The 21,538-nt window shown below is 44.4% G+C and carries 23 protein-coding genes; 22 read left to right on the forward strand and 1 reads right to left on the reverse strand.

Annotation, left to right across the window (positions count from 1 at the left end):
• Nucleotides 1-10: 10 nt before the first annotated feature.
• The 4 genes from ANCC_RS09000 to ANCC_RS09015 all read left to right on the forward strand — a co-directional run bounded on the left by ANCC_RS09000 (nucleotide 11) and on the right by ANCC_RS09015 (nucleotide 3,426).
• Nucleotides 11-274, forward strand: a complete 264-nt coding sequence (locus ANCC_RS09000) for an HPr family phosphocarrier protein (protein WP_006566966.1) — start codon at nucleotides 11-13, stop codon at nucleotides 272-274.
• Between the two features lie 137 nt (nucleotides 275-411).
• The gene (locus ANCC_RS09005; RefSeq protein WP_006566964.1) at nucleotides 412-1,656 is read left to right on the forward strand and encodes a RuBisCO large subunit C-terminal-like domain-containing protein; all 1,245 of its coding nucleotides are present in this window, start codon (nucleotides 412-414) and stop codon (nucleotides 1,654-1,656) included.
• Nucleotides 1,635-2,468 carry an MBL fold metallo-hydrolase gene (locus tag ANCC_RS09010; protein WP_006566963.1) on the forward strand — a complete coding sequence of 278 codons (834 nt, stop codon included), beginning with the start codon at nucleotides 1,635-1,637 and terminating at the stop codon, nucleotides 2,466-2,468. The genes ANCC_RS09005 and ANCC_RS09010 overlap by 22 nt, the downstream gene beginning before the upstream one ends.
• Nucleotides 2,437-3,426, forward strand: a complete 990-nt coding sequence (locus ANCC_RS09015; RefSeq protein WP_006566962.1) for a lipoate--protein ligase — start codon at nucleotides 2,437-2,439, stop codon at nucleotides 3,424-3,426. Before ANCC_RS09010 ends, ANCC_RS09015 begins: the two co-directional genes overlap by 32 nt.
• 63 nt (nucleotides 3,427-3,489) lie before the next feature.
• Here the strand turns inward: ANCC_RS09015 and ANCC_RS09020 are convergent, their stop codons facing one another.
• A complete protein-coding gene (locus ANCC_RS09020) occupies nucleotides 3,490-3,918 on the reverse strand; it encodes a hypothetical protein (protein ID WP_039946575.1) in 429 nt (142 codons plus the stop codon).
• Between the two features lie 138 nt (nucleotides 3,919-4,056).
• Here ANCC_RS09020 and ANCC_RS09025 point away from each other — a divergent pair, with 138 nt between their 5' ends.
• From ANCC_RS09025 to ANCC_RS09110, 18 genes are all read left to right on the forward strand, one after another.
• The gene (locus ANCC_RS09025) at nucleotides 4,057-5,010 is read left to right on the forward strand and encodes a metal ABC transporter substrate-binding protein (RefSeq protein WP_039946574.1); all 954 of its coding nucleotides are present in this window, start codon (nucleotides 4,057-4,059) and stop codon (nucleotides 5,008-5,010) included.
• Nucleotides 5,007-5,720 carry a metal ABC transporter ATP-binding protein gene (locus ANCC_RS09030; protein WP_006566959.1) on the forward strand — a complete coding sequence of 238 codons (714 nt, stop codon included), beginning with the start codon at nucleotides 5,007-5,009 and terminating at the stop codon, nucleotides 5,718-5,720. The genes ANCC_RS09025 and ANCC_RS09030 overlap by 4 nt, the downstream gene beginning before the upstream one ends.
• Entirely contained in the window at nucleotides 5,707-6,528 is an 822-nt protein-coding gene (locus ANCC_RS09035) for a metal ABC transporter permease (RefSeq protein WP_006566958.1), read from the forward strand. Before ANCC_RS09030 ends, ANCC_RS09035 begins: the two co-directional genes overlap by 14 nt.
• Nucleotides 6,529-6,583: 55 nt before the next feature.
• Nucleotides 6,584-6,979: a hypothetical protein gene (locus tag ANCC_RS09040; protein ID WP_006566957.1), complete on the forward strand. Its 396-nt coding sequence runs from the start codon at nucleotides 6,584-6,586 to the stop codon at nucleotides 6,977-6,979.
• Nucleotides 6,980-7,089: 110 nt separating this feature from the next.
• Nucleotides 7,090-10,188, forward strand: coding sequence for a UvrD-helicase domain-containing protein (locus tag ANCC_RS09045; RefSeq protein WP_006566956.1), 3,099 nt, complete (start codon nucleotides 7,090-7,092; stop codon nucleotides 10,186-10,188).
• A gap of 130 nt (nucleotides 10,189-10,318) precedes the next feature.
• On the forward strand, nucleotides 10,319-11,377 hold the full coding sequence (locus ANCC_RS09050; protein WP_006566955.1) for a phage baseplate protein: 1,059 nt from the start codon (nucleotides 10,319-10,321) through the stop codon (nucleotides 11,375-11,377).
• Nucleotides 11,378-11,535: 158 nt separating this feature from the next.
• Nucleotides 11,536-12,000 carry a ribosome maturation factor RimP gene (locus tag ANCC_RS09055; RefSeq protein WP_039946571.1) on the forward strand — a complete coding sequence of 155 codons (465 nt, stop codon included), beginning with the start codon at nucleotides 11,536-11,538 and terminating at the stop codon, nucleotides 11,998-12,000.
• Nucleotides 12,001-12,018: 18 nt separating this feature from the next.
• A complete protein-coding gene (gene nusA, locus ANCC_RS09060; protein WP_006566953.1) occupies nucleotides 12,019-13,194 on the forward strand; it encodes a transcription termination factor NusA in 1,176 nt (391 codons plus the stop codon).
• 20 nt (nucleotides 13,195-13,214) lie between these two features.
• Nucleotides 13,215-13,484 (forward strand): RNase P modulator RnpM, encoded by a 270-nt coding sequence (gene rnpM, locus ANCC_RS09065; RefSeq protein ID WP_006566952.1) that lies wholly within the window; start codon nucleotides 13,215-13,217, stop codon nucleotides 13,482-13,484.
• Nucleotides 13,474-13,788: a L7Ae/L30e/S12e/Gadd45 family ribosomal protein gene (locus ANCC_RS09070; protein WP_006566951.1), complete on the forward strand. Its 315-nt coding sequence runs from the start codon at nucleotides 13,474-13,476 to the stop codon at nucleotides 13,786-13,788. Before rnpM ends, ANCC_RS09070 begins: the two co-directional genes overlap by 11 nt.
• Nucleotides 13,789-13,802: 14 nt before the next feature.
• Nucleotides 13,803-16,154: a translation initiation factor IF-2 gene (infB, locus tag ANCC_RS09075; protein WP_039946568.1), complete on the forward strand. Its 2,352-nt coding sequence runs from the start codon at nucleotides 13,803-13,805 to the stop codon at nucleotides 16,152-16,154.
• A 23-nt stretch (nucleotides 16,155-16,177) separates the two neighbouring features.
• Nucleotides 16,178-16,528: a 30S ribosome-binding factor RbfA gene (gene rbfA / locus ANCC_RS09080; protein ID WP_006566949.1), complete on the forward strand. Its 351-nt coding sequence runs from the start codon at nucleotides 16,178-16,180 to the stop codon at nucleotides 16,526-16,528.
• Nucleotides 16,529-16,538: 10 nt separating this feature from the next.
• Nucleotides 16,539-17,483 (forward strand): DHH family phosphoesterase, encoded by a 945-nt coding sequence (locus ANCC_RS09085; protein WP_006566948.1) that lies wholly within the window; start codon nucleotides 16,539-16,541, stop codon nucleotides 17,481-17,483.
• 8 nt (nucleotides 17,484-17,491) lie between these two features.
• The gene (gene truB, locus ANCC_RS09090; protein ID WP_006566947.1) at nucleotides 17,492-18,382 is read left to right on the forward strand and encodes a tRNA pseudouridine(55) synthase TruB; all 891 of its coding nucleotides are present in this window, start codon (nucleotides 17,492-17,494) and stop codon (nucleotides 18,380-18,382) included.
• A gap of 10 nt (nucleotides 18,383-18,392) precedes the next feature.
• Nucleotides 18,393-19,325, forward strand: coding sequence for a bifunctional riboflavin kinase/FAD synthetase (locus ANCC_RS09095; RefSeq protein WP_006566946.1), 933 nt, complete (start codon nucleotides 18,393-18,395; stop codon nucleotides 19,323-19,325).
• Between the two features lie 94 nt (nucleotides 19,326-19,419).
• Nucleotides 19,420-20,040, forward strand: coding sequence for a cytidylate kinase-like family protein (locus tag ANCC_RS09100; RefSeq protein WP_039946566.1), 621 nt, complete (start codon nucleotides 19,420-19,422; stop codon nucleotides 20,038-20,040).
• A 105-nt stretch (nucleotides 20,041-20,145) separates the two neighbouring features.
• Nucleotides 20,146-20,559: a hypothetical protein gene (locus ANCC_RS09105; RefSeq protein WP_006566944.1), complete on the forward strand. Its 414-nt coding sequence runs from the start codon at nucleotides 20,146-20,148 to the stop codon at nucleotides 20,557-20,559.
• Nucleotides 20,556-21,518: a DNA/RNA non-specific endonuclease gene (locus ANCC_RS09110; protein ID WP_006566943.1), complete on the forward strand. Its 963-nt coding sequence runs from the start codon at nucleotides 20,556-20,558 to the stop codon at nucleotides 21,516-21,518. Before ANCC_RS09105 ends, ANCC_RS09110 begins: the two co-directional genes overlap by 4 nt.
• Nucleotides 21,519-21,538: the final 20 nt, after the last annotated feature.

The following is a 21,538-nucleotide window of genomic DNA, read 5'->3' on the forward strand; positions in this document are numbered from 1 at the left end:
GGAGCTTATCATGGTGAAAAGAAAAGTCACAGTCACAAATGCATCGGGGCTTCATGCCAGGCCGGCATCTATGTTTGTGAAAGAAGCAAAAAAATATAAGAGCAGCCTGACCATAAAAACAAAAGGCAAAGAAAAAGATGGGAAATCTATTATGGGAATCTTGTCCTGCGCTATCTGCCAAAATACGGAGATTGAGCTGATATTCGAAGGTGAAGATGAAGATTTGGCAGCAGATGCGTTGGCAGAGTTAGTCGAGTCCGGATTCGGAGAATAGAAAGAAGGTGTTTCTATGTATTATTTATTGTTCCTGGTTGTTGGCGGAGCTGTATGGACGCTGGTACTTCGGAACCGGCGTGAAAAACGGAAACGGATACATCATAAAAACTAGTCAGACAATGGAGGAAATTTATTATGAAGTTTGAAACGATGAAGCTGCCGGAAAGTGTGAATGAAGATTTCCTGACTGCTGTATATTATATGAATTCTGCAAGAGAGCCGGATCTCTATGACTGGGTGAAGCTTGTGGCTGCCGATCAAAGTGCGGGAACGTGGACTCATGTGGAAGGAGAGACACCGGAAGTCATAGAGAAATATGGCGGAAAAGTCATCGGCATTTATCCAATGGCAGAGGAACACGCATGTATTGCACGCATTGCATTTCCTACGGCAAACTTTCCTGCCTACCTTCCGATGATCCTGAGTACTGTGGCCGGAAATGTACTGGGACAGGATGGGATCAAGCTTATGGATATTGAATTTCCGGAAAAAATCCTAAGGGAAATCCCAGGTCCCCTGATGGGAGTCGAAGGGATTCGTGAACGGATCGGTGTGCCAGACAGGCCTCTTGTAGGTGCTATTTTAAAACCCTGCATCGGAGTGCCGCCAGAAATCAGCGCAAACGGAGCACGCCAGGCCGCCCTTGGCGGGGCAGATGTCATCAAGGATGATGAGCTCTTATCTTATCCGGAATATTCTCCTATGGAGAAACGTGTGGCCGCTGTCATGGAACAGATCCGGGACATTGGGAAGGAGAAGACTTGTCTGTATGCGGTCAATATCACAGGAGAAAATCTATTTGACCGGGCAAGACGGGCTATTGATGCCGGAGCCAATGCGCTGATGGTAAATTACCAGGCAATGGGCTGGGGAGCTGTGGAAGATTTTATCCGTGCAATGAAGCGTGAAAAGCTTATTTATCCGATTTTCGGACATTGTGCGGGTATGGGTGCCTATTACCGTTCGAAGACAAATGGAATCTCAACGGCACTTTCCATGGGAAAACTGGCCAGACTTTCCGGCATGGATATGCCTTTAGTGTACCCGGACAGCGGCCGTTTCGGCCTTAGTACCAATGAATTTGTGGAGACCCATGCACAGTGTATCGCCCCGATGAAACATATAAAAAGAGCATTCATGACCGTAGCAGGCGGTGTACAGCCTGGAGCTGTAGAGTATCTGATGGATCTGCTGGGAAATGACTGTATTCTGATGGCCGGAGGAGGTATTTACGGACATCCGATGGGAGCAGAAGCAGGGGCAAAGGCAATCCTCTCCGCCATCAATGCCAAAATGAAGGGTAAAACAATCCTTGAGGCGGCTTCGGAATGTGCGGAACTTCAGGCGGCTATTGATGTATGGGGAACAAAAGGACATTGAGAACCTGTGAGATCTATTTCATAGGAAATGCGGGTGTATTGATTTCCGCAGACGATACCTCAGTTCTCATAGACGGACTATATAGTTCCAGAGGCGGGGAATTTCCAGTCAGTCCTATCCCTGGAGATGTCCTGAACGAGCTTTACAGCAGACGGGGACCGCTGCCTGAACCGGATTATCTGGTCTTTTCTCATCCTCACTATGACCATCTGTCGGAAAAGCTGCTCGATTCTTATCTGGATACTCACCCTTCCGGCTCCGTCTATCTGCCGGAAGGGACATCATCTGCATATGTACGTTCATTATATAATATGAAGCAGAGGGGAAACACATACGAGATCATCACCGGGAAAGAGCGGCAGTACCGGCCGGGAAAAGATCTTGAGATTTCTTTCTATAAAACAAGACATCTGGGAAAGAACTTCAAACAGACTCTGCACTATTGTATCCTGATTACAATTTCTTCATGCCGGCTGCTTTTTACCGCAGATGTAGATTTCTTTTCAGAATCTCTTAGTCAATTCAGTCAAGTTCCCCTGAATGCTGCATTTGTAAATCCGTTTCTTTACCATAATGAGGAAGGACAAAAAATTCTTAGGAACACTCTGCAGGCAGAACATACTTATATTTATCATGTTCCCTTCGAGGAAAATGATAAATATCATATCCGGCATATGATAAACAAAGATCTTTACAGATACCGAAAGACCACACCTGCCGTTCTGCTCTGTACCCCGCGGCAGAATGAAAAACTGACGCTGAAGGAAGGAGAACAGACATATGATGTACTATATCGAAAGTCCCAGCAGTGATCCATATTTTAATCTGGCACTGGAGCAGTATGTATTTGACTGTCTGGACCGGAGCCACAGCTACTTTATGCTGTGGCAGAATGATAATGCGGTGATCGTGGGAAAGCATCAAAATACCATCGCGGAGATCAATGAAACTTTTGTCAGAGATCACGGCATAAAAGTGGTAAGACGCCTCTCTGGAGGAGGAGCTGTTTATCATGATATGGGGAATATCAATTTTACTTTCATTGTAGACAGAGACGATGGTCTTTTTGATTTTTCAAAGTTCTGCCTGCCATTGGTTCGTGCACTGGAAAGCGTGGGTGTGGCTGCCGAGATCAATGGACGCAATGATATAACTATCGATAGAAAAAAATTTTCCGGAAATTCACAATATTCCAAAGAAGGCCGTACCATGCATCATGGGACGGTCATGTATGACAGTGATTTAAATACCGTAGAAAATGTTCTGAAGGTTTCAAATGATAAAATAGAGTCAAAAGGGTGTAAATCTGTCATAAGCAGGGTGACAAATGTACGTCCTTATGTCCGTACAGATATGAATACAAAACAATTCTTTGGTACCCTCAGAGATTTTATGATGAAAGAAAATAAACTGATCCCTTATCATCTTACCGAGCAGGACTATCTGGCGGTGCATCAATTAAAAAATACCCGATACAGTACATGGGAGTGGAACTATGGTTTTTCCCCTAAGTATGCGGTTGAAAAAAAACGGCGGGTAGAGGGATGCGGCTGCATCGAAGTACATATGAACGTGGAAAAGGGGATCATCACTGGGATTGCATTTACAGGTGACTATTTCTCTGACGCGGACAGTTCTTCCCTTGCACGTCTCTTAACGGGCTGCAGACTCTGTATGCCTGATTTATCAGAAAAACTGAAATCTGTTTGCATTGGAGATTATTTTCATAACCTTACCAGCAATAAATTTATAAAACTGCTCCTTGAGTAAAAATAAAGAGGACGGGAAACATACATGCAGTGGTATGCTCCCTGTCCTTTTTACAGTGATCTTTTATCTCAAAAAACATTTCCTCTTTATAAAATAAGCCGCAGCCACGAGCATTCCCAGCACGGAACAGATCAAAAAAAATCCATTGCTGGATATTGATTCTGTGATGAGAAAGAAACTGTCTTTGCTGAAAAATATGAGATATATCTGACTGACAAAAGCTGCAATGCTCCCGATGCCAACGGCTCCGGCCAGAACGGTCCAGACTGGATCGCTTAGGTCAAAGGCTCCTTTTATAATCATTTCCAAAAAAATCAAAGTAAAAGCAGCGACAATAATAAAGGTATTATCCCATATTCCGTCAATCAGAATATAGCTCCTTGTTCTCAAATAAGTATCCGCAAGCAAAAGCACAGACATTAAGAGAATCCCGTGCAGCAGCGCATTTTGGCGCGCTTTCAGCTGTTTTATTGTAGATGTATCCTGACTCATAAACTCATTCCCCTTTCTCCTATGAAGTATAAGTATATGATAATTCGACAAAAGATTCAACCACGTGAAAATTTCCATATTTGCAATTCAAATTTTTTCCTGCTATTATATTCAATTAGATAATATAGAGAAAGGAACATGCCTGTGAAACGATGGATTGTCTTTCTGCTGTGTCTTACTGTCTGCATGTCCGTGTTAACCGGATGCAGCACTGGTAAAGATGCCGACAGCAGTTCAAAAAAACCGAATGTTGTTACCACCATTTTTCCTTACTATGATTTTGTACGGCAAATTGGGAAAGATAAAGTAAACCTCAAAATGATCGTCACTGCGGGCAAAGACAGTCATACATTTGAACCGACTCCGGCCGATCTGATCAGCATACAGAAGGCCGATATTTTTTTCTATAACGGCGGAGCAATGGAATATTGGGTCCAAAAAATACAGAAATCCCAGGAAAACAACGGACAAGTTTCTTATGCCTTTATGGACTCGGTTCATCCAGTAGAAGAAGAGGTAACAGAGGGGATGAGCCTTCCCAGGGAAGAAGAAGGGGAAACAGAATATGACGAACACATTTGGACATCCCCTGTGAACGCACAAATTATTGTTAAAAAAATATGTGCTGTCTTATCTAAGGAAGATCCAGAAAACGCCCATTTTTATGAGAAGAATACAAAGGATTATTTAAAAAAGCTCAAAAAACTGGACCGGGACTTCAGAGAGACAGTAAAACATGGGAAACGTAAGCTTATGGTTTTCGGAGATAAATTCCCGATGCGCTATTTCACCGAAGAATACGGCCTCTCTTACAGGGCGGCATTCCCGGGATGCAGCGAGGAATCGGAGCCTAGTTCCAGGACGCTTTCTTATCTGATTGATCTGGTAAAGAAAGAAAAAATACCAGTCATCTATCATATGGACTTTGGAAGCAGTAAGATCGCGGATGTGATCTGTGAAGCATCCGGTGCTGAGAATATACCGTTTTATTCCTGCCATACTGTGACAAAACGTCAGTTTGACCAGGGCGTCACATACCTGGATCTGATGGAGAAAAATGTGAAAAATCTGGAGAAAGGACTGAGAGAATGACTTCCATTATTACGTGCAGTCATGTAGATCTTGGATATGACGGACATGTCATCGTAAAAGACTTAAATATGAAAATAGAACAGGGGGCTTATGTCTCTGTCATCGGACAAAATGGCTCCGGTAAGAGCACGTTTATCAAGACGCTGCTGGGTCTTGTGCGCCCTGTCTCCGGGAAAATTCAGCGCAGTCTTTCGGGAAAAGGCATCGGATATCTCCCACAGCAGACGGAAATGCAGAAAAATTTTCCGGCAACTGCCCTGGAAGTGGTTCTGTCAGGGTTTTTAAGCCGAAAACAGCGAAGGCCTTTTTATACGAAAAAAGAAAAATCCACCGCCATGGAGCAGTTAGAGAAGCTTGGTATTCCGGAGCTTTTCAAAACATGCTATCGGGAGCTTTCCGGCGGCCAGCAGCAGAGAGTCCTGTTGGCAAGAGCCTTATGCGCAACCGATCAGCTGCTGGTCCTGGACGAGCCGGTGACAGGTCTGGACCCGGGTGCCGCAAAAGAACTCTATCTCTTGCTGAAGGAACTCAACAAAAATGAGGGCATCGCAATTCTGATGGTCTCCCACGACTTGTCCAATGCCTTAAAAGATGCGGATGAAATCCTCCACATCCGGCATGAGGATTACTTCTTCGGCAGTGTTTCAGAATACTGCCGTTCTGAACATTTTCGTGAAATGAATGGAGGTGCTGTTCATGGAATTGTTTAAAGAAATGATTTCTTATCCTTTTATTATCCGTGCTTTCATCGTGGGAATTTTGATTTCCCTCTGTGCAGCCCTGCTCGGTGTAAGCCTTGTGCTGAAAAAATTCTCTATGATCGGAGACGGACTGTCTCATGTGTCCTTCGGAGCGCTTTCCATCGCAGTCGCTTTCGGGATTGCTCCTTTGAAACTCTCGATTCCGGTCGTTGTCATTGCCGCATTTTTTCTCCTGAAGCTGACTGAGAGCAGCCGGATCAGCAGCGATGCGGCCATCGCTGTCATGTCGGCATCGGCTTTGGCTGCCGGAGTCCTGGTGACTTCCTTCACTACCGGCATGAATATGGATGTATATAGTTATATGTTTGGAAGCATTCTGGCTATGAGCAGAGAAGATGTACGGCTGAGTGTTCTGCTGAGTGTAGCAGTCCTCATTTTGTTTCTTTTTTGTTATCATAAGATCTTTGCTGTCACCTTTGATGAAAGTTTTGCGCGGGCATCAGGAGTGGATGTCTCCTTTTATAATTCGCTGCTTGCAATCCTGACCGCCGTCACGATTGTTATCGGCATGAGAATGATGGGGGCTATGCTCATTTCCAGCCTGGTCATCTTTCCTGCGCTGACGGCCATGCAGATGTTTAAAAGCTTCCGGGGAGTTGTGATCTGTTCCGGTTTCCTCTCTGTCATATGTTTTTGTATCGGTCTGTCGGCATCATATTTCTTTTCTGCACCGGCCGGTGCGAGCATCGTCATTGCAAACCTCTTGGGATTTCTCTTATTCCGACTGCTGCGTATGGTTTACAGACAGAATGTTTGATTTCCAAAACATTCTGTGATAGAATAATTTCATTATTACAAGTTAGGAGAAACATATGAATAAAAAGAGAAATGTGATGCTGACGATCATGAGCATCATTCTGCTGTTAGCCGGAATCTTAAACCTTGTGACCAATGTCACCCTGATGACAAGCGGCAATCTGATGAAGATGGCTATGGAGCAGGTCAAGCTAAGCGGCGGGATTTTAACCGTGTACCTCATAGTCTGCATTATCTTCGGGATGCTTGAAATCGTTTGCGGAGTTTACGGTTTAAAAGCAGCCAAACATTTTGAATTTGGAGAAACCTGCTTTCAGCTTGCCATTGCGCTCGTAGCCGCCGCTGTATTCATTTTTATTTTTAATTTCTTTGTCAATGGATTTACAGCTACAAGCCTGGGAGGCTTCGTCTTCCCTTTGCTTTATCTTTATTCCATCAGATTCTGCAAATAATTTCATAATCAGTCACTAGAAACAGATAATCAGCAGATTGTCTGTTTTGTTCTTACATAGAAAAGAATGTTTTATGTCAGGATAAAACACTACGAAAGAAGGAGAATACGATGTACATTGCAGATTTACATATCCACTCCAGATATTCCAGGGCAACAAGCAAAGAGTGTGATCCGGAACATCTGGATCTCTGGGCCAGAAAAAAAGGGATTCATATTGTAGGAACCGGTGATTTTACTCATCAGGCGTGGAGGGACGAGTTACGGGAAAAATTAGAACCTGCGGAAGAAGGATTATACATCCTTAAAGAAGAGTTCCGAATAAAAGACGGGATCGCTCCGGACAGCCAGAGTCCGCGCTTTGTCGTTACCGGGGAGATCAGTTCTATCTATAAAAAGAACGGAAAGACAAGGAAAGTCCACAACCTGATCCTTCTTCCGGGACTCGAAACCGCAGATAAGATTTCTGCAAAACTTGAGACCATCGGCAATATCCATTCCGACGGCAGGCCGATCCTTGGTCTGGACAGCCGGGATCTCTTAGAGATTCTTCTGGACATTTCTCCAAATGCAGTACTGGTGCCTGCCCATATATGGACTCCTCATTTCTCACTGTTCGGAGCCTTTTCGGGGTTTGATACGATCGAGGAATGTTTTGAAGACTTAACGCCCCATATCCATGCGTTAGAGACAGGCCTGTCCTCCGATCCTCCTATGAACTGGAGGCTTTCAGCGCTGGACTCCTTCCAGCTGATCTCAAATTCAGATGCCCACTCTCCGGCAAAGCTTGGGCGGGAAGCCAATCTCATGGACATTGAACTTTCTTATCCGGAACTCACGAAAGCCATCCAGACCGGACAGGGCCTTTACGGAACGATCGAGTTTTTCCCGGAAGAAGGAAAATATCACTTTGACGGACACCGAAAATGCGGTCTTGTGCTGACTCCGTCAGAGACAAAGGAATATGGTGGGATCTGTCCGGTCTGCGGGAAAAAAATCACCATCGGAGTCCAGCACCGGGTAGAACAGCTGGCGGACAGGCCCGAAGATTATCTCCGCCCTGACGCAAAGCCCTTTGAAAGCCTCGTACCACTTCCGGAAGTCATTGCCGCATCTACGGGAATGTCGGCCGGCGGGAAAAAGGTGAATGCGCAGTTTGAAAAAATGCTCTCAGAGCTTGGACCGGAGTTTTCTATTTTAAGAGAAGTACCTTTTGAGGATATAAGACACAGTGCGGGAGCCTGTGTAGAGGAAGGAATCCGGCGTTTAAGACGGGGAGAAGTCCGGCGCGACCCCGGATATGACGGAGAATACGGAAAAATCCATCTCATCGAAAAGGACGAGATGGATATCATTAACGGCCAGATGACACTTTTTGATTCTCTTGGTATTGCCGCCGCAGCCGAGCCCGGGAAAAAGAAGAAAAAAATCAGACCTGTGAAAAAAGAAACCGTCATGGAAACAGACGGCCCTAAAGGAAAAGATACAGGGATCAACAAAGAACAGCAGGAGGCGGTCACCGCCGAGAACAGGGCTGTTGCGGTCATCGCGGGACCTGGAACAGGAAAAACGAAAACCCTGGTAGACAAGATAGCTTATCTTGTGAAGGAGAGGAACGTATCTCCGTCTCAGGTCACAGCCGTTACCTTTACAAACCAGGCGGCAGCGGAGATGAGAGAGCGGCTTGCCAAAAGGCTTGGAGGAAAACGGGCTGTCAAAGATATGACCATCGGCACCTTTCATTCTATCTGCCTTCAGCTTCTGAAACAGCAGGGTGAGGACATTATCCTCGCCGATGAAGCGGAACTTCTTGAAACTGCCAAAGAAGCCCTGAACCGTTTAGATTCAGATAAGAAGCCAAAGGACTTTTTAAAACAGATATCCAATTTTAAAAACAATGTGCCGATGGAAGAACGTCTGACGAATGATGAAGCAGACTGTTTTCAGGAAATCATGAGTGAGATGGGTCTTACAGATTTTGATGACCTGCTTCTTCGTGTGCTTTCACAAGCAGAATCCCCGGTTTTACAAACCTCTCAGTTTTCTTATCTTCTCGTAGATGAATTTCAGGATATCAACGACATACAATTCCGTCTGGTACTCTCCTGGAACCAAAACGGAAAAGAATTATTTGTCATCGGAGATCCGGACCAGTCGATTTATGGCTTCCGTGGTTCTGATTCCAGATGTTTTGCACGGCTGAAAGAAGAAATTCCGGATCTGTATGAAATTTATCTGAAGAAAAATTACCGTTCAACACCTGAAATTGTGGAATCTGCCCTTCAGGTAATCAGCCGGAATCCGGGAAACAAACGCTGTCTTTCTGCCGTCCGTGAACCCGGGAAACCAGTCCGACTGGTTACTGCCTCCAATGACTGGTCCGAGGCAATTTTTATTGCAAAGGAAATCAACAGGCTCACCGGCGGCATGGATATGATGGATGCCCAGAATTATGCCTTAAAAACGGAACATCCCAGAGGTTTTGGAGAAATTGCCGTATTATACAGAACCCACCATCAGGCCAGAGCCATAGAAAAATGTTTAAGACAGGAGAGTATTCCATGCGTCATCACAGGACAGGATAGTTTCCTTGAGGAAGAAAAGGTAAAAGGTACAACTTCATTTTTTCGGTTTCTTCTCGATGAAAAGGATACGAAGGCTCTTCAGATCGCACTGAACGCTTTTCCTGACTGCGGAACCTTAGAAAAAGAATTCAAACAGCTTTTGAAAAAAGAGTCTCCAGGAGAGGTTTTAAAGCTCTGGATGGAAAAGAACGGTCTTTTGGATGATGAATCCCTTCTCAGTCTGTACAAGATGACTCTGTTTCATAAAGATATGGCATCCTTTTTGTCCAATCTTTTGCTGGGAACAGAAGGGGATATAAAAAGAAGCGGTGAAAAGGAATATACGTCAGATGCTGTCACCCTGATGACTCTCCACGGGTCCAAAGGACTGGAATTTCCGGTTGTGTTCATCGCCGGAACAAAACAGGGCAGTATACCGCTGGAATCACCTGCTCACCATGCAGATAAGGAAGAGGAGAGACGTCTGTTCTATGTAGGCATGACCAGGGCAAAAGAAGAACTGATCCTTCTTACAAGAAAAGAATCTTCCGAATTTCTCGCGGACCTGCCGCAGAAATATACGGCAAAAGAGACTGCAGGAAAAAAAGAGCCGGAGATTACTCAGCTGTCACTGTTTGATCTGTGATATCATAATTAGTAATCTCTAAACAGGATGCTTGAAATTTTGTAATCTAACTTGCCCACATTTCCCATCTTCACCATAGTATATTCTTTTTGTAACTGTTAATATTCAGCATAGAAAAAAGGAGAAAATTATGAATATGTGGGAAAATACAGTATTGACGGACAAAGGTACAGCACTGCAGTCGAAGCTGCTTAAAGGGCAGCCCTTAAAAATTACAAATGTAAAAACTGGTGGAGAAAAGGTACCCATAGTAAATCTGAGACAGCAGACAACACTGGCTGGAGTTGAACGTAAAATCACACTGCAGCCAGCTAGAACTGAAGACACAACAACTATTATTCCGGTATTACTGGATAATATAAATTTAAAAGAAAGCTACGAATTATGGCAGGTTGGATTTTATGCAGAGGACCCGGATGAGGGAGAAATATTATTTTGTCTTTCACAGTCATCTGTTGGAAAAATCATTCCATCTGAAGATGAAAATCCCGGATTTACAATTACATGGGATTTCTATTTTAATATATCAAATTCTACCCCCATTGAAGTGGTTCTAAACTCCAATGGCCTTGTTAATATAGAACAACATCAAATTCATTCCAATAAGATTAATACTATAACCAACAAACTGGATGATTTGAGCAGCAACTTGTTTTTATTAACGCACCCTGTTGGTATAGTACTTGAGTTTGGAAAAAACGTAGACCCAAATGACTACGGTGGATCTTGGGAAAGATTCGGCAATGGGAGAACAACCGTTGGTGTAGACGAATCAGATAACAGTAACAATTTTAATATTGTAAATAAAAAGGGTGGAAATAAAGATCTGCAGGCACATACTCATGGTTTAAATAACCATACACATTCTATTAATCTTAATTCTGGTATACAAAGTGCCGGACATACACATGGCACAGGAAATTCCACCTATCGCTATTGGCCAATCGCCTCAGTTGAGCCGGGTGGTGACAGCGGTGATGTTGGCGGCGCAACCTATAAATATCCCAGAATCAGCAGCAATGGAAGCTGGAGCAGAATTACATCAACCGGCACACAGTCTGCTAATCATACACATAATATCAGTGGAACTTCCGGAGGTAACAGCGGTAATACTTCAAGTTCAGGAAGTGGAGATTCACAAAATTTACAGCCGTATATTACTGTATACCGCTGGATCAGAGTACTTTAATCATCCAATCCATAATATCGGTTTCCATAAGAAATTACAGGCAAACCCTTGTATTATGTAATTCTAAGTGTTATAATAACCAATAACATAAAGCATTAACTTAAAGAGTGGACGCAAGTCCACTCTTATTGTTTGCGCAGAAAAGGAGGCAGGGCAACTTGGCAGGAAAAGCAGAGATTGAACAGAAAACAGAAGAACTTGTGACACCGATCATCGATGAAAACCACTTTGAACTTGTTGATGTGGAGTATGTAAAAGAGGGTGCCAACTGGTATCTGCGGATTTACGCGGATAAAGATGGGGGCATCAGTATCGATGACTGTGTGCTGATCAGCCGGGCACTGGAGGCCAAATTGGACGCCGATGATTTTATCAAAGACGCATATATTCTGGAAGTCAGCTCCCCGGGTCTCGGAAGACCTTTAAAAAAGGAAAAAGACTATCAGAGAAGTATCGGACAGTCTGTGGACATTAAATTATATAAGGCCATTGACAAACAAAAAGAGTTTACCGGTATATTAAAAGAATATTCAAAGGAAAGAATCATACTCTCGATCGGCGGAACCGATCAGGAATTTGAAACAAAAAGTGTGGCATCCGCCCGTTTATCATTAGATTTTTAAAGGAGGACAACAGAAAAAATGAGTGAATTAATTGATGCATTAAACCAGTTAGAAAAAGAAAAACATATTGATAAAGACGTCATTATGGAAGCGATTGAAAATTCCCTGGTTGCTGCATGCAAAAGAGACTTTGGAAATGCAGACAATGTGGTGGTCAATATGGACCGTGAGACCGGAGATATTGTCGTATATGCAGAAAAAGAAGTCGTGGAAACCGCAGACGGGGAAGATTTTGACCCGGCGCTCCAGATCAGTCTTGCCAAAGCAAAAGCAATGGACCCTAAATATGAGCTGGGTGATATTGTCCGCGTGGAGATAACACCGAAAGATTTTGGAAGAATTGCTGCTATGCACGCCAGAAGTGTCATTGTACAGAAGATCAAAGAAGAAGAAAGAAGAGTTGTCTTTGATCATTTTTACTGCAAGGAAAAAGACATTGTCACAGGCGTGGTACAGCGCTATGTCGGCGAAAACGTCAGTGTCAGCCTGGATGACAAGACAGATGCACTTCTGATGAAGTCCGAACAGATCAGAGGCGAAGTATTCCAGCCCACGGAACGGATCAAACTTTACATTGTAGAAGTAAAAGACACCAACCGCGGACCCCGGATCTTAGTGTCCCGTACACATCCGGATCTTGTAAAGCGTCTTTTTGAAAAAGAGGTAGCCGAGATCCAGGACGGCATCGTAGAGATTAAGAACATCGTCCGCGAAGCCGGTTCCAGAACAAAGCTTGCCGTCTGGTCCAATGATCCTAACGTAGATCCTGTCGGTGCCTGTGTCGGCATGAACGGTGCCAGAGTCAACGCGATCGTCAATGACTTAAAAGGTGAAAAGATCGATATCATCAACTGGAATGAAGATCCTTGTGTCTATATCGAAAATGCGCTGAGTCCGTCTAAGGTTGTATCTGTATCCGTAGACGTGGAGGAAAAAAGTGCTCAGGTTGTCGTTCCGGATTATCAGTTATCACTGGCTATCGGAAAAGAGGGGCAGAACGCAAGACTCGCTGCAAGGCTGACCGGCTATAAAATCGATATCAAAAGTGAATCTCAGGCTGAGGAAGAAGAGGAACTCCAAGGTTATGAAGATTACGAATCCGAAGAAATGGCAGATGAATCCATGGCTTACGATGATGAAAATGCCGTGGAAGATGAGCTCCTTTCCGAAGAATCTGAATATATTGACGAATAAAATTTAGGATGTGATCGTATATGAACAAGAAAACTCCGATGAGAAAATGCATTGGATGTCAGGAATCAAAAGCGAAAAAAGACCTTGTTAGAGTGGTAAAACCCAAGGATGGAGATATCTTCATCGATCCCACCGGCAAGTCCAACGGACGCGGCGCTTATATCTGCCGTTCTCTCTCCTGCCTGAAAAAAGCGAGAAAGTCAAAAGGTCTTGACCGTTCTTTTAAGACATCGATTTCCGAGGAAGTCTATGACGCGCTGGAAAAGGAGATGATGGATCTTGAATCATAAAATTCTGTCTCTTCTCGGATTAGCAGCCCGATCGAGAAATTTGGTAAGCGGAGAATTTGCGGTAGAAAAATCCGTAAAATCCGGCCATGCATACATGGTCCTTGCGGCCAATGATGCTTCCGAAAATACGAAAAAGATGTACCGGAATATGTGCGAATACTATCATGTGCCGCTGTATTTTTTCAGCGACAGAAGCGAACTTGGCCACGCCATCGGAAAAGAATTCCGTGCGGCGGTAGCTGTGGAAGATCAGGGATTTGCAAAGGCCATTCGCGGGAAACTCGAAAATAGTAAAATTGAATAATGGAGGTGCAATCTATGGCAAAAACTAGAGTCCATGAGATAGCAAAGAAATATAATAAACAGAGCAAAGAAATCATTGAAATATTGAAAAAAAATAATATCGAAGTAAAAAATCATATGAGTACGGTGGAAGACTCCCAGATCGCGGTCATTGACAAGGCCCTTGGAGTAAAAAAGGAAGAAAAACCGGTGAAAAAAGAGAATAAACCGGAGAACCGCCAGGAAAAGCCAAGGAATCAGCAGGGCCGAGACCAGCAGCGCGGCAGCAGGGGTCAGCATCAGCAGGGACAGCAGAGGCCTCAGAATACTCAGAATCAGAACCGTACGGGCAAAAAGCCTGAGAGGCAGCCGAAGGAAAAAGATTCGGGCCAGAATCAGGGAACTCAGAAGAAAGTGCTGAAGAAAGAAAATCCGCAGAATTCTCAGAAATTTTCCAATAATAACGGACAGAATGGGAAGAATAATAAAAACAATAGGTTTAACAAGAACAACAAAAAGAACAGAAACAATAAGTTCAACAATAAAAATCAAAATACCCAGAAGAAGAAAAAGACGGGACCGGGAGCTTTCATCAAGCCGGATCCGGTAAAGAAGCCAGAATATGATCCAAGTGAACCGGTAAAAATTCCTGAGATCCTCACCTTAAAAGAGTTTGCGGAAGCGATCCACATCCCTGCAAATGACATCATCAAAAAACTTCTGATCTCCGGAGGCGGACTTGTGAACCTCAACACAGAATTGGATTTTGAACGTGCAGAAGAGATCGCTTTAGAGTATGACCGCATCGTTGAGTTAGAAGAGACCGTAGACGTCATCGAAGAGCTGTTAAAAGATGAAGACGAAGAAGATACAAAGGATCTTGTGACCAGACCGCCGGTTGTGTGCGTTATGGGACACGTTGATCACGGTAAAACCTCTCTTCTGGATGCGATTCGATCCGCCCGTGTCACTGCCGGTGAGGCCGGAGGGATCACCCAGCATATCGGTGCCTATACGGTACAGACAGAGAGCGGAACAATCACATTCCTGGATACACCGGGACACGAAGCCTTCACATCCATGCGTATGCGCGGTGCTCAGTCTACTGATATCGCAATCCTTGTAGTAGCCGCAGATGACGGTGTCATGCCGCAGACAATCGAGGCAATCAACCATGCCAAAGCTGCCGGTGTTGAGATCATCGTTGCCATCAACAAGATCGATAAGGAAAGTGCAAATATTGAGCGTGTAAAACAGGAACTTACAGAGTATGAACTGATTCCGGAAGACTGGGGCGGTACGACAATCTTTTGTCCTGTATCCGCACACAGCAAAGAGGGAATCGACGATCTTCTTGATATGATCTCGCTCACAGCCGAAGTTCTGGAGCTGAAAGCAAATCCGAAGCGTAAGGCAAGAGGTATTGTCATCGAGGCAGAACTCGACAAAGGACGCGGTCCGGTCGCTACCGTACTTGTTCAGAAAGGAACTCTCCATGTGGGAGATGCCATCGCAGTCGGAAGTGCTCACGGAAAAGTCCGTGCTATGATTGATGACAAAGGAAAACGTGTTAAAACTGCCGGACCGTCAACTCCGGTTGAGATTCTCGGGCTCAGCGAAGTTCCGTTTGCAGGAGAAGTCTGCATGGCCATGGACAATGAAAAAGAAGCCCGTTCAACGGCAGAGAAATTCATTGCATACGGCAGAGAAAAAATGCTCTCAGAGACAAAATCACAGCTTTCTCTGGATGATCTCTTTGACCAGATCCAGGCAGGAAGCGTAAAAGATTTAAATATCATCGTCAAAGCAGACGTTCAGGGATCGGTGGAGGCTGTAAAGCAGAGTCTTTCCAAGCTCTCTAACGATGAAGTAGCCGTCAAAGTCATCCACGGAGGAGTCGGCGCGATCACGGAATCTGACGTTATGCTTGCATCTGCATCCAACGCCATCATCATCGGATTTAACGTCCGTCCGGACCCAACCGCTAAAGATGCTGCCGAGAGAGACAAAGTCGATCTGAGACTGTACCGTGTCATTTATAACGCTATCGAAGATATCGAAGCGGCCATGAAGGGTATGCTGGAGCCGGAGTATGTGGAGAAAGTCATCGGCCACGCCGAAGTACGCCAGACATTCAAGGCATCCGGAGTCGGAACCATCGCAGGATCCTATATCCTCGACGGTATCATTCAGAGAGGCAGCACTGCCAGACTGATCCGTGACGGTATCGTCGTACACGAAGGCGGATTCGCGTCTATCAAGCGTTTTAATGACGACGTAAAAGAAGTCAAGACCGGCTTTGAGTGCGGCCTTGTGCTTGAAAATTATAATGATATTAAAGAAGGCGATCAGATTGAAGCCTATATAATGGAAGAGATCCCTAGATAAGCCTTCTTTACAGGAGGAAAACCATGAGAAAGAACAGCATTAAGAATACTAGAATCAACGGGGAGGTACAGCGGGAACTGAGCCGTATCATCAGTCGGGAAATTAAAGATCCCCGCATCGCTCCTATGACATCTGTTGTGGATGCGGTTGTGACCTCGGACTTAAAACAGTGTAAGGCTTATATCAGTGTCCTTGGAGACCAGAAAGCCAAAGAGGATACCCTTAACGGCCTCAGAAGTGCGGTTGGCTATATCCGCAGGGAGCTGGCACATTCCATTAATCTTAGGAATACCCCGGAAATCACTTTTATTTTGGATGATTCCATTGAATATGGTGTTGAAATGTCAAAAAAAATTGACGAGCTGAACAAATAGGAGAAGCACTATGAATGAATTCATATCATCCATCGAAGCCGCAGACACCATTGCAGTCACCGGCCATATCCATCCGGACGGTGACTGCATCGGGAGCTGCCTGGGGCTTCGGCAGTACATTTTGGATAATTATCCCGGGAAATCTGTCACAGTTTACCTTGAGTCCATTGCTCCGGAGTTTCTCTTTCTTTCCGGGGCTGATTCAGTGAAACAGGAGACCGAGTCTAAATCCTATGATTTGTTCTTTGTCCTGGACTGCAGTTCTCTGGACAGAATCGAACCGTATCTGTCCATGTATGAACGCGCGGCAAAGACGTTCTGTATCGACCACCACATCAGCAGCAAAGGAATCGGTCAGGAGTATATTTTAAAACCCCAGGCCAGTGCCACCTGTGAAGTGCTGTATGAATTATTTGAAACGGACCGTATTTCCTTATCCTGTGCCTATTGTCTGTATACCGGCATCGTCCATGACACCGGTGTGTTCAAACATTCCAATACGACGAAACAAACAATGGAATATGCAGGTGATCTGATCTCAAAAGGAATCAACACTTCCAAAGTGATCGATGAAACCTTTTACCAGAAAACTTTTGTTCAAAACCGTGTCATGGGACAGGCTTTAGTAAACAGCAGGCTATATGAAGACGGTCAGATCATCCTTTCTTATCTGAACAAAGATGAAATGCAGGCTCTCGGCGCAGATTCCGGAGACACCAACGGCATCATCGATCAGATGAGAGTGACGAAAGGTGTCGAAGCCGCAGTGTTTCTTTACGCTTTGGATAAAGATACTTATAAGGTCAGCATGCGTTCCAACGGCAGAGTCAATGTGGCTGCAATCTCAGAAGAATTCAGCGGCGGAGGGCATGTCCGTGCTGCCGGCTTCAGTATGAAAGCCGGACTTGAAGAAGTGACCGGCATTGTCCTTTCAAAAATCCGAGAACAATTATAGAGGTGCTTATGATACACGGTATCTTAAATATTTACAAAGAAGCCGGCTTTACCTCTCATGATGTAGTGGCAAAGCTCCGGGGAATCATAAAACAAAAGAAAATCGGACACACCGGCACCCTGGACCCCCAGGCCACCGGTGTGCTTCCTGTCTGTCTTGGAAAGGCTACCAAGCTGTGCGATATGCTCACGGATACGAAAAAGGAATACAGGGCAGTCTTCCGTCTCGGCCTCACAACTGATACGGAAGATATCTGGGGAGAGACTTTGAGAGAATCAGACATTTCTGTCTCCGAGGACGAGGTGCGAAAAACCATCTGTTCTTTTAAAGGAAGCTATGATCAGATTCCTCCCATGTATTCTGCCTTGAAAGTAAATGGCAAAAAACTGTACGAACTTGCAAGAGAGGGTAAAGTAATTGAGCGAAAAGCAAGACCCGTTACGATCTATGAAATCAAAAATTTAGAGATTTGTCTCCCTGAGTTTTCCATGACCGTTGTCTGCAGCAAAGGCACCTATATACGGAGCCTTGGACGCGACATCGGCGAAAAACTGGGGTGCGGTGCCTGTATGACCAGTTTGGAGCGCACTGCGGCCAGCGGATTTCACAAAAAAGACAGCCATACTCTGGATGAGGTTGAGAAGCTGGTCAAGGAAAATCGGCTTATGGAGGCTGTCATTCCTCCGGATCAGGTGTTTATGAGCCTTCCCTGTCAAACGGTAAAAAAACAATATGAAAAAATCCTCTATAATGGCAACCCCTTAAAATCAGAGTGTTTTACATCCTCCTGCGGCGATGAACAGCGGCTGAGGATTTATGATGAGGATGGCTGTTTTATCGGGGTGTATGATTGGAAAGATCAGAAAAAAATGTACTTTCCGGATAAATTATTTTACTGAAAGGAGCACTATGGAATACATACATCAAACGGAGAACTTTCAATTTCATAACTCTGCGGTAGCGCTTGGTAAATTTGACGGACTGCACAGGGGCCATCAGCTTATTTTTGACCAGCTGCTGGAATACAAAAAACAGCGATACCAGACTGTTGTATTTTCTTTTGACCGTCCTCCGGTCAATACCCTGAAATCCGAAAATTATCACATGATCTATTCTAAAGAAGAAAAGGAGCGCTTATTGGCAAAAAAGGGGATGGACGTCTTAATTGAGCATCCTTTTACCAAAGAATTCTCTAAGCTCTCTCCGAGGGATTTCGTGACAGAAGTCCTGATCAAAAAGGTCGGAATGAAAATTCTTGTGGTGGGAGACGACTGCGGCTTCGGATACAAGCGTCAGGGAAATGTAGAACTCTTGAAGGAGATGCAGAAAGAATACGATTTTAAACTGATCGTAATTCCAAAACTTGAATTGAACGGAGGAATTGTCTCAAGCAGCCGCATCCGCAGCCTGCTCAGAGAGGCAAGGATCGAGGAGGCCAACAGCCTGCTCTCATCCCCTTTTTTGGTTTATGGACCCGTCGTGCAGGGCAATCATATGGGAAAAGATATCTTAGGAGTTCCCACTGCCAATCAAATTCCAAATCCTGAAAAGCTGCTTCCCCCTAACGGAGTTTATGTATCCAGGATTACGATCAAAAATCAGGTATATTACGGAATCAGCAATATAGGCGTCAAACCCACGATCGAAGGAAAAAAACATATGGGGGTTGAAACGTATATTTTAGATTTTGATAAGAATATATATCATAAACCAATATCTGTTGAACTTCTTTGTTTTAAACGCCCGGAAATGAAGTTTGAATCCCTTGACTGCCTTTCCAGGCAAATGAAGGAAGACGCGCTATTTGCAAGAGATTGGGTAATAGAACAAGGGCTCATTTAAATACCTGTGTGCCCTGCGGGTATACTTTTTTGCCGAGATGCGTTATAATAAAGATAACTTAAACGAAGTTACTGAAAAGAAGGGAGCGGTTCATATGGCTACAAAAACGATTATTACGATTGAAAGACAGTATGGAAGCGGCGGGCACCTGATCGGGAAAAAGCTTGCCGAAGATCTTGGTATTCCTTTTTATGACGGAGAATTATTAAAAGTCGCAGCAAAGGAGAGCGGAATCTGTGAGGAAATCTTTGAAAGCTTTGATGAGAAACCGACCACAAGCTTTTTATACTCCCTGGTTATGGACCCCTATTCTCTGGGATATAACGCCAATTCCTTTGATCTTCCGCTGAACCACAAAGTATTTCTGGCTGCCTTTGACACCATTAAAGACATTGCCAGCAAAGGTCCCTGCATTTTCGTCGGCAGATGCGCTGATTATGCCCTGGAAGACTTTGATAACTGCCTGAGCATTTTTATCCACGCTCCTTTTGAAGACCGTATCAAACGGATTGAAGAAGTATATGAGATCCCCAAGGCGAAAAGCAAGGAAGCGCTTCTGAAAAAGGATAAGCAGCGGGCTAGCTATTATAACTATTACAGCTCTAATAAGTGGGGCGATGCAAAGGCCTATGACTTCTGTATCAACAGCAGCCTTCTGGGCATTGACCAGACCGTAGAACTGATCAAGCAGGTTATTGAAGAAAAAGAGAAGTAAAAACAGTACATGAGAATATAATTATCAAGCCCCTCACTCTTTGAGGGGCTTGATGTATTTGCGCGCCGAATGACACTGCCGGAGAAAGGAGAGACATCTTAGATTATGAAATTGATTGTTTGTCTGGACAATAAAAACGGACTTTGTTTCAATAAAAGAAGACAGAGCCAGGACCGAAGATTAAGAGATTTTATCAAAGCTATGACAAAAGATTCAAAGCTGTATATGAATTTCTACACCTATGAACTATATAAAGACTTTAAAAATGCAGTTGTCAGTGAAGATTTTTTATCCCGGGCAAAAGCAGATGACTATTGTCTCTTGGAAACCTGCTCTGTGAAAGAGGATGAAGAGAAGATCCGGGAACTTTTCATATTCCGCTGGAACAAAGTTTATCCGGCAGACACGTATTTTGATCTGGACTTATCGCTCTGGAATCTCGCAGAGCTTGAAGAGCTGGAGGGATCCTCTCACAGCATCACAAAAGAAAGATATATAAAAGGAGATTACGAAATATGAAATTAAGGAACAGAATTTCTGTCTTACTTTTCGCACTGTTCATGGCCTTTGGCCTGACAGCATGCCAGGACAGTTCGAAAGAAAAACAGCCGGGCAGCCACACAGCGGAAACCGAGGTTCAGACCGCCTCCAATTCCTCACAAAAGAACATATCCGTAAACAATATCCCTGATTATTCGGGAAAGATGTATGTGGAACTCAACGGCAGCCGGCCTGACTTTCAATCCAGGGAATTAAAGACTAAATCTTACGAGTCATACAGCAAACTGGATTCTCTCGGAAGATGCGGCACTGCCCAGGCAAACATAGGAAAAGATATCATGCCCACGAAAAAAAGAGGCGCCATCGGAATGGTCAAACCTACCGGATGGCATACCGTCAAATACAGCAATGTGGACGGAAAATACCTCTATAACCGCTGTCATTTGATCGGCTATCAGCTCACCGGCGAAAATGCAAACGAAAAGAACCTGATTACCGGAACCCGTGCGATGAATGTAGACGGAATGCTGCCATTTGAAGATATGGTAGCCGACTATGTCAAAGAGACCGGAAATCACGTTTTGTACCGGGTCACTCCTGTTTATGAGGAAGAAGACCTGGTCGCAAAAGGCGTTCAGATGGAAGCTATGTCTGTGGAAGACAGAGGAAAGGATATTGAATTTAATGTCTTCGTATATAACGTACAGCCTGGAGTCTCCATTGACTATAAAACAGGGAAAAGCAAAAAAGCACAGAATACAGAGACTCAGACAGCCGCTTCAAAGAAAAGACGACATGCCGAAAGCGGCCAGAGCCATCACAATGAATCCGTCTATATCTGCGGCAACTCAAGATCTAAGGTTTATCACTGCCCAGGACAGAGGGATTATGAAAAAATGAAAACCTCAAAATATCTTGTGAAGTTTAAAAGCGAGAAGGAAGCACAGGCTGCGGGATATCGCAGAGCAAAACGGTAATATCGGCAATCAAAGATTGG

The sequence above is a fragment of the Anaerostipes caccae L1-92 genome, from assembly GCF_014467075.1.
GTDB lineage: Bacteria > Bacillota > Clostridia > Lachnospirales > Lachnospiraceae > Anaerostipes > Anaerostipes caccae.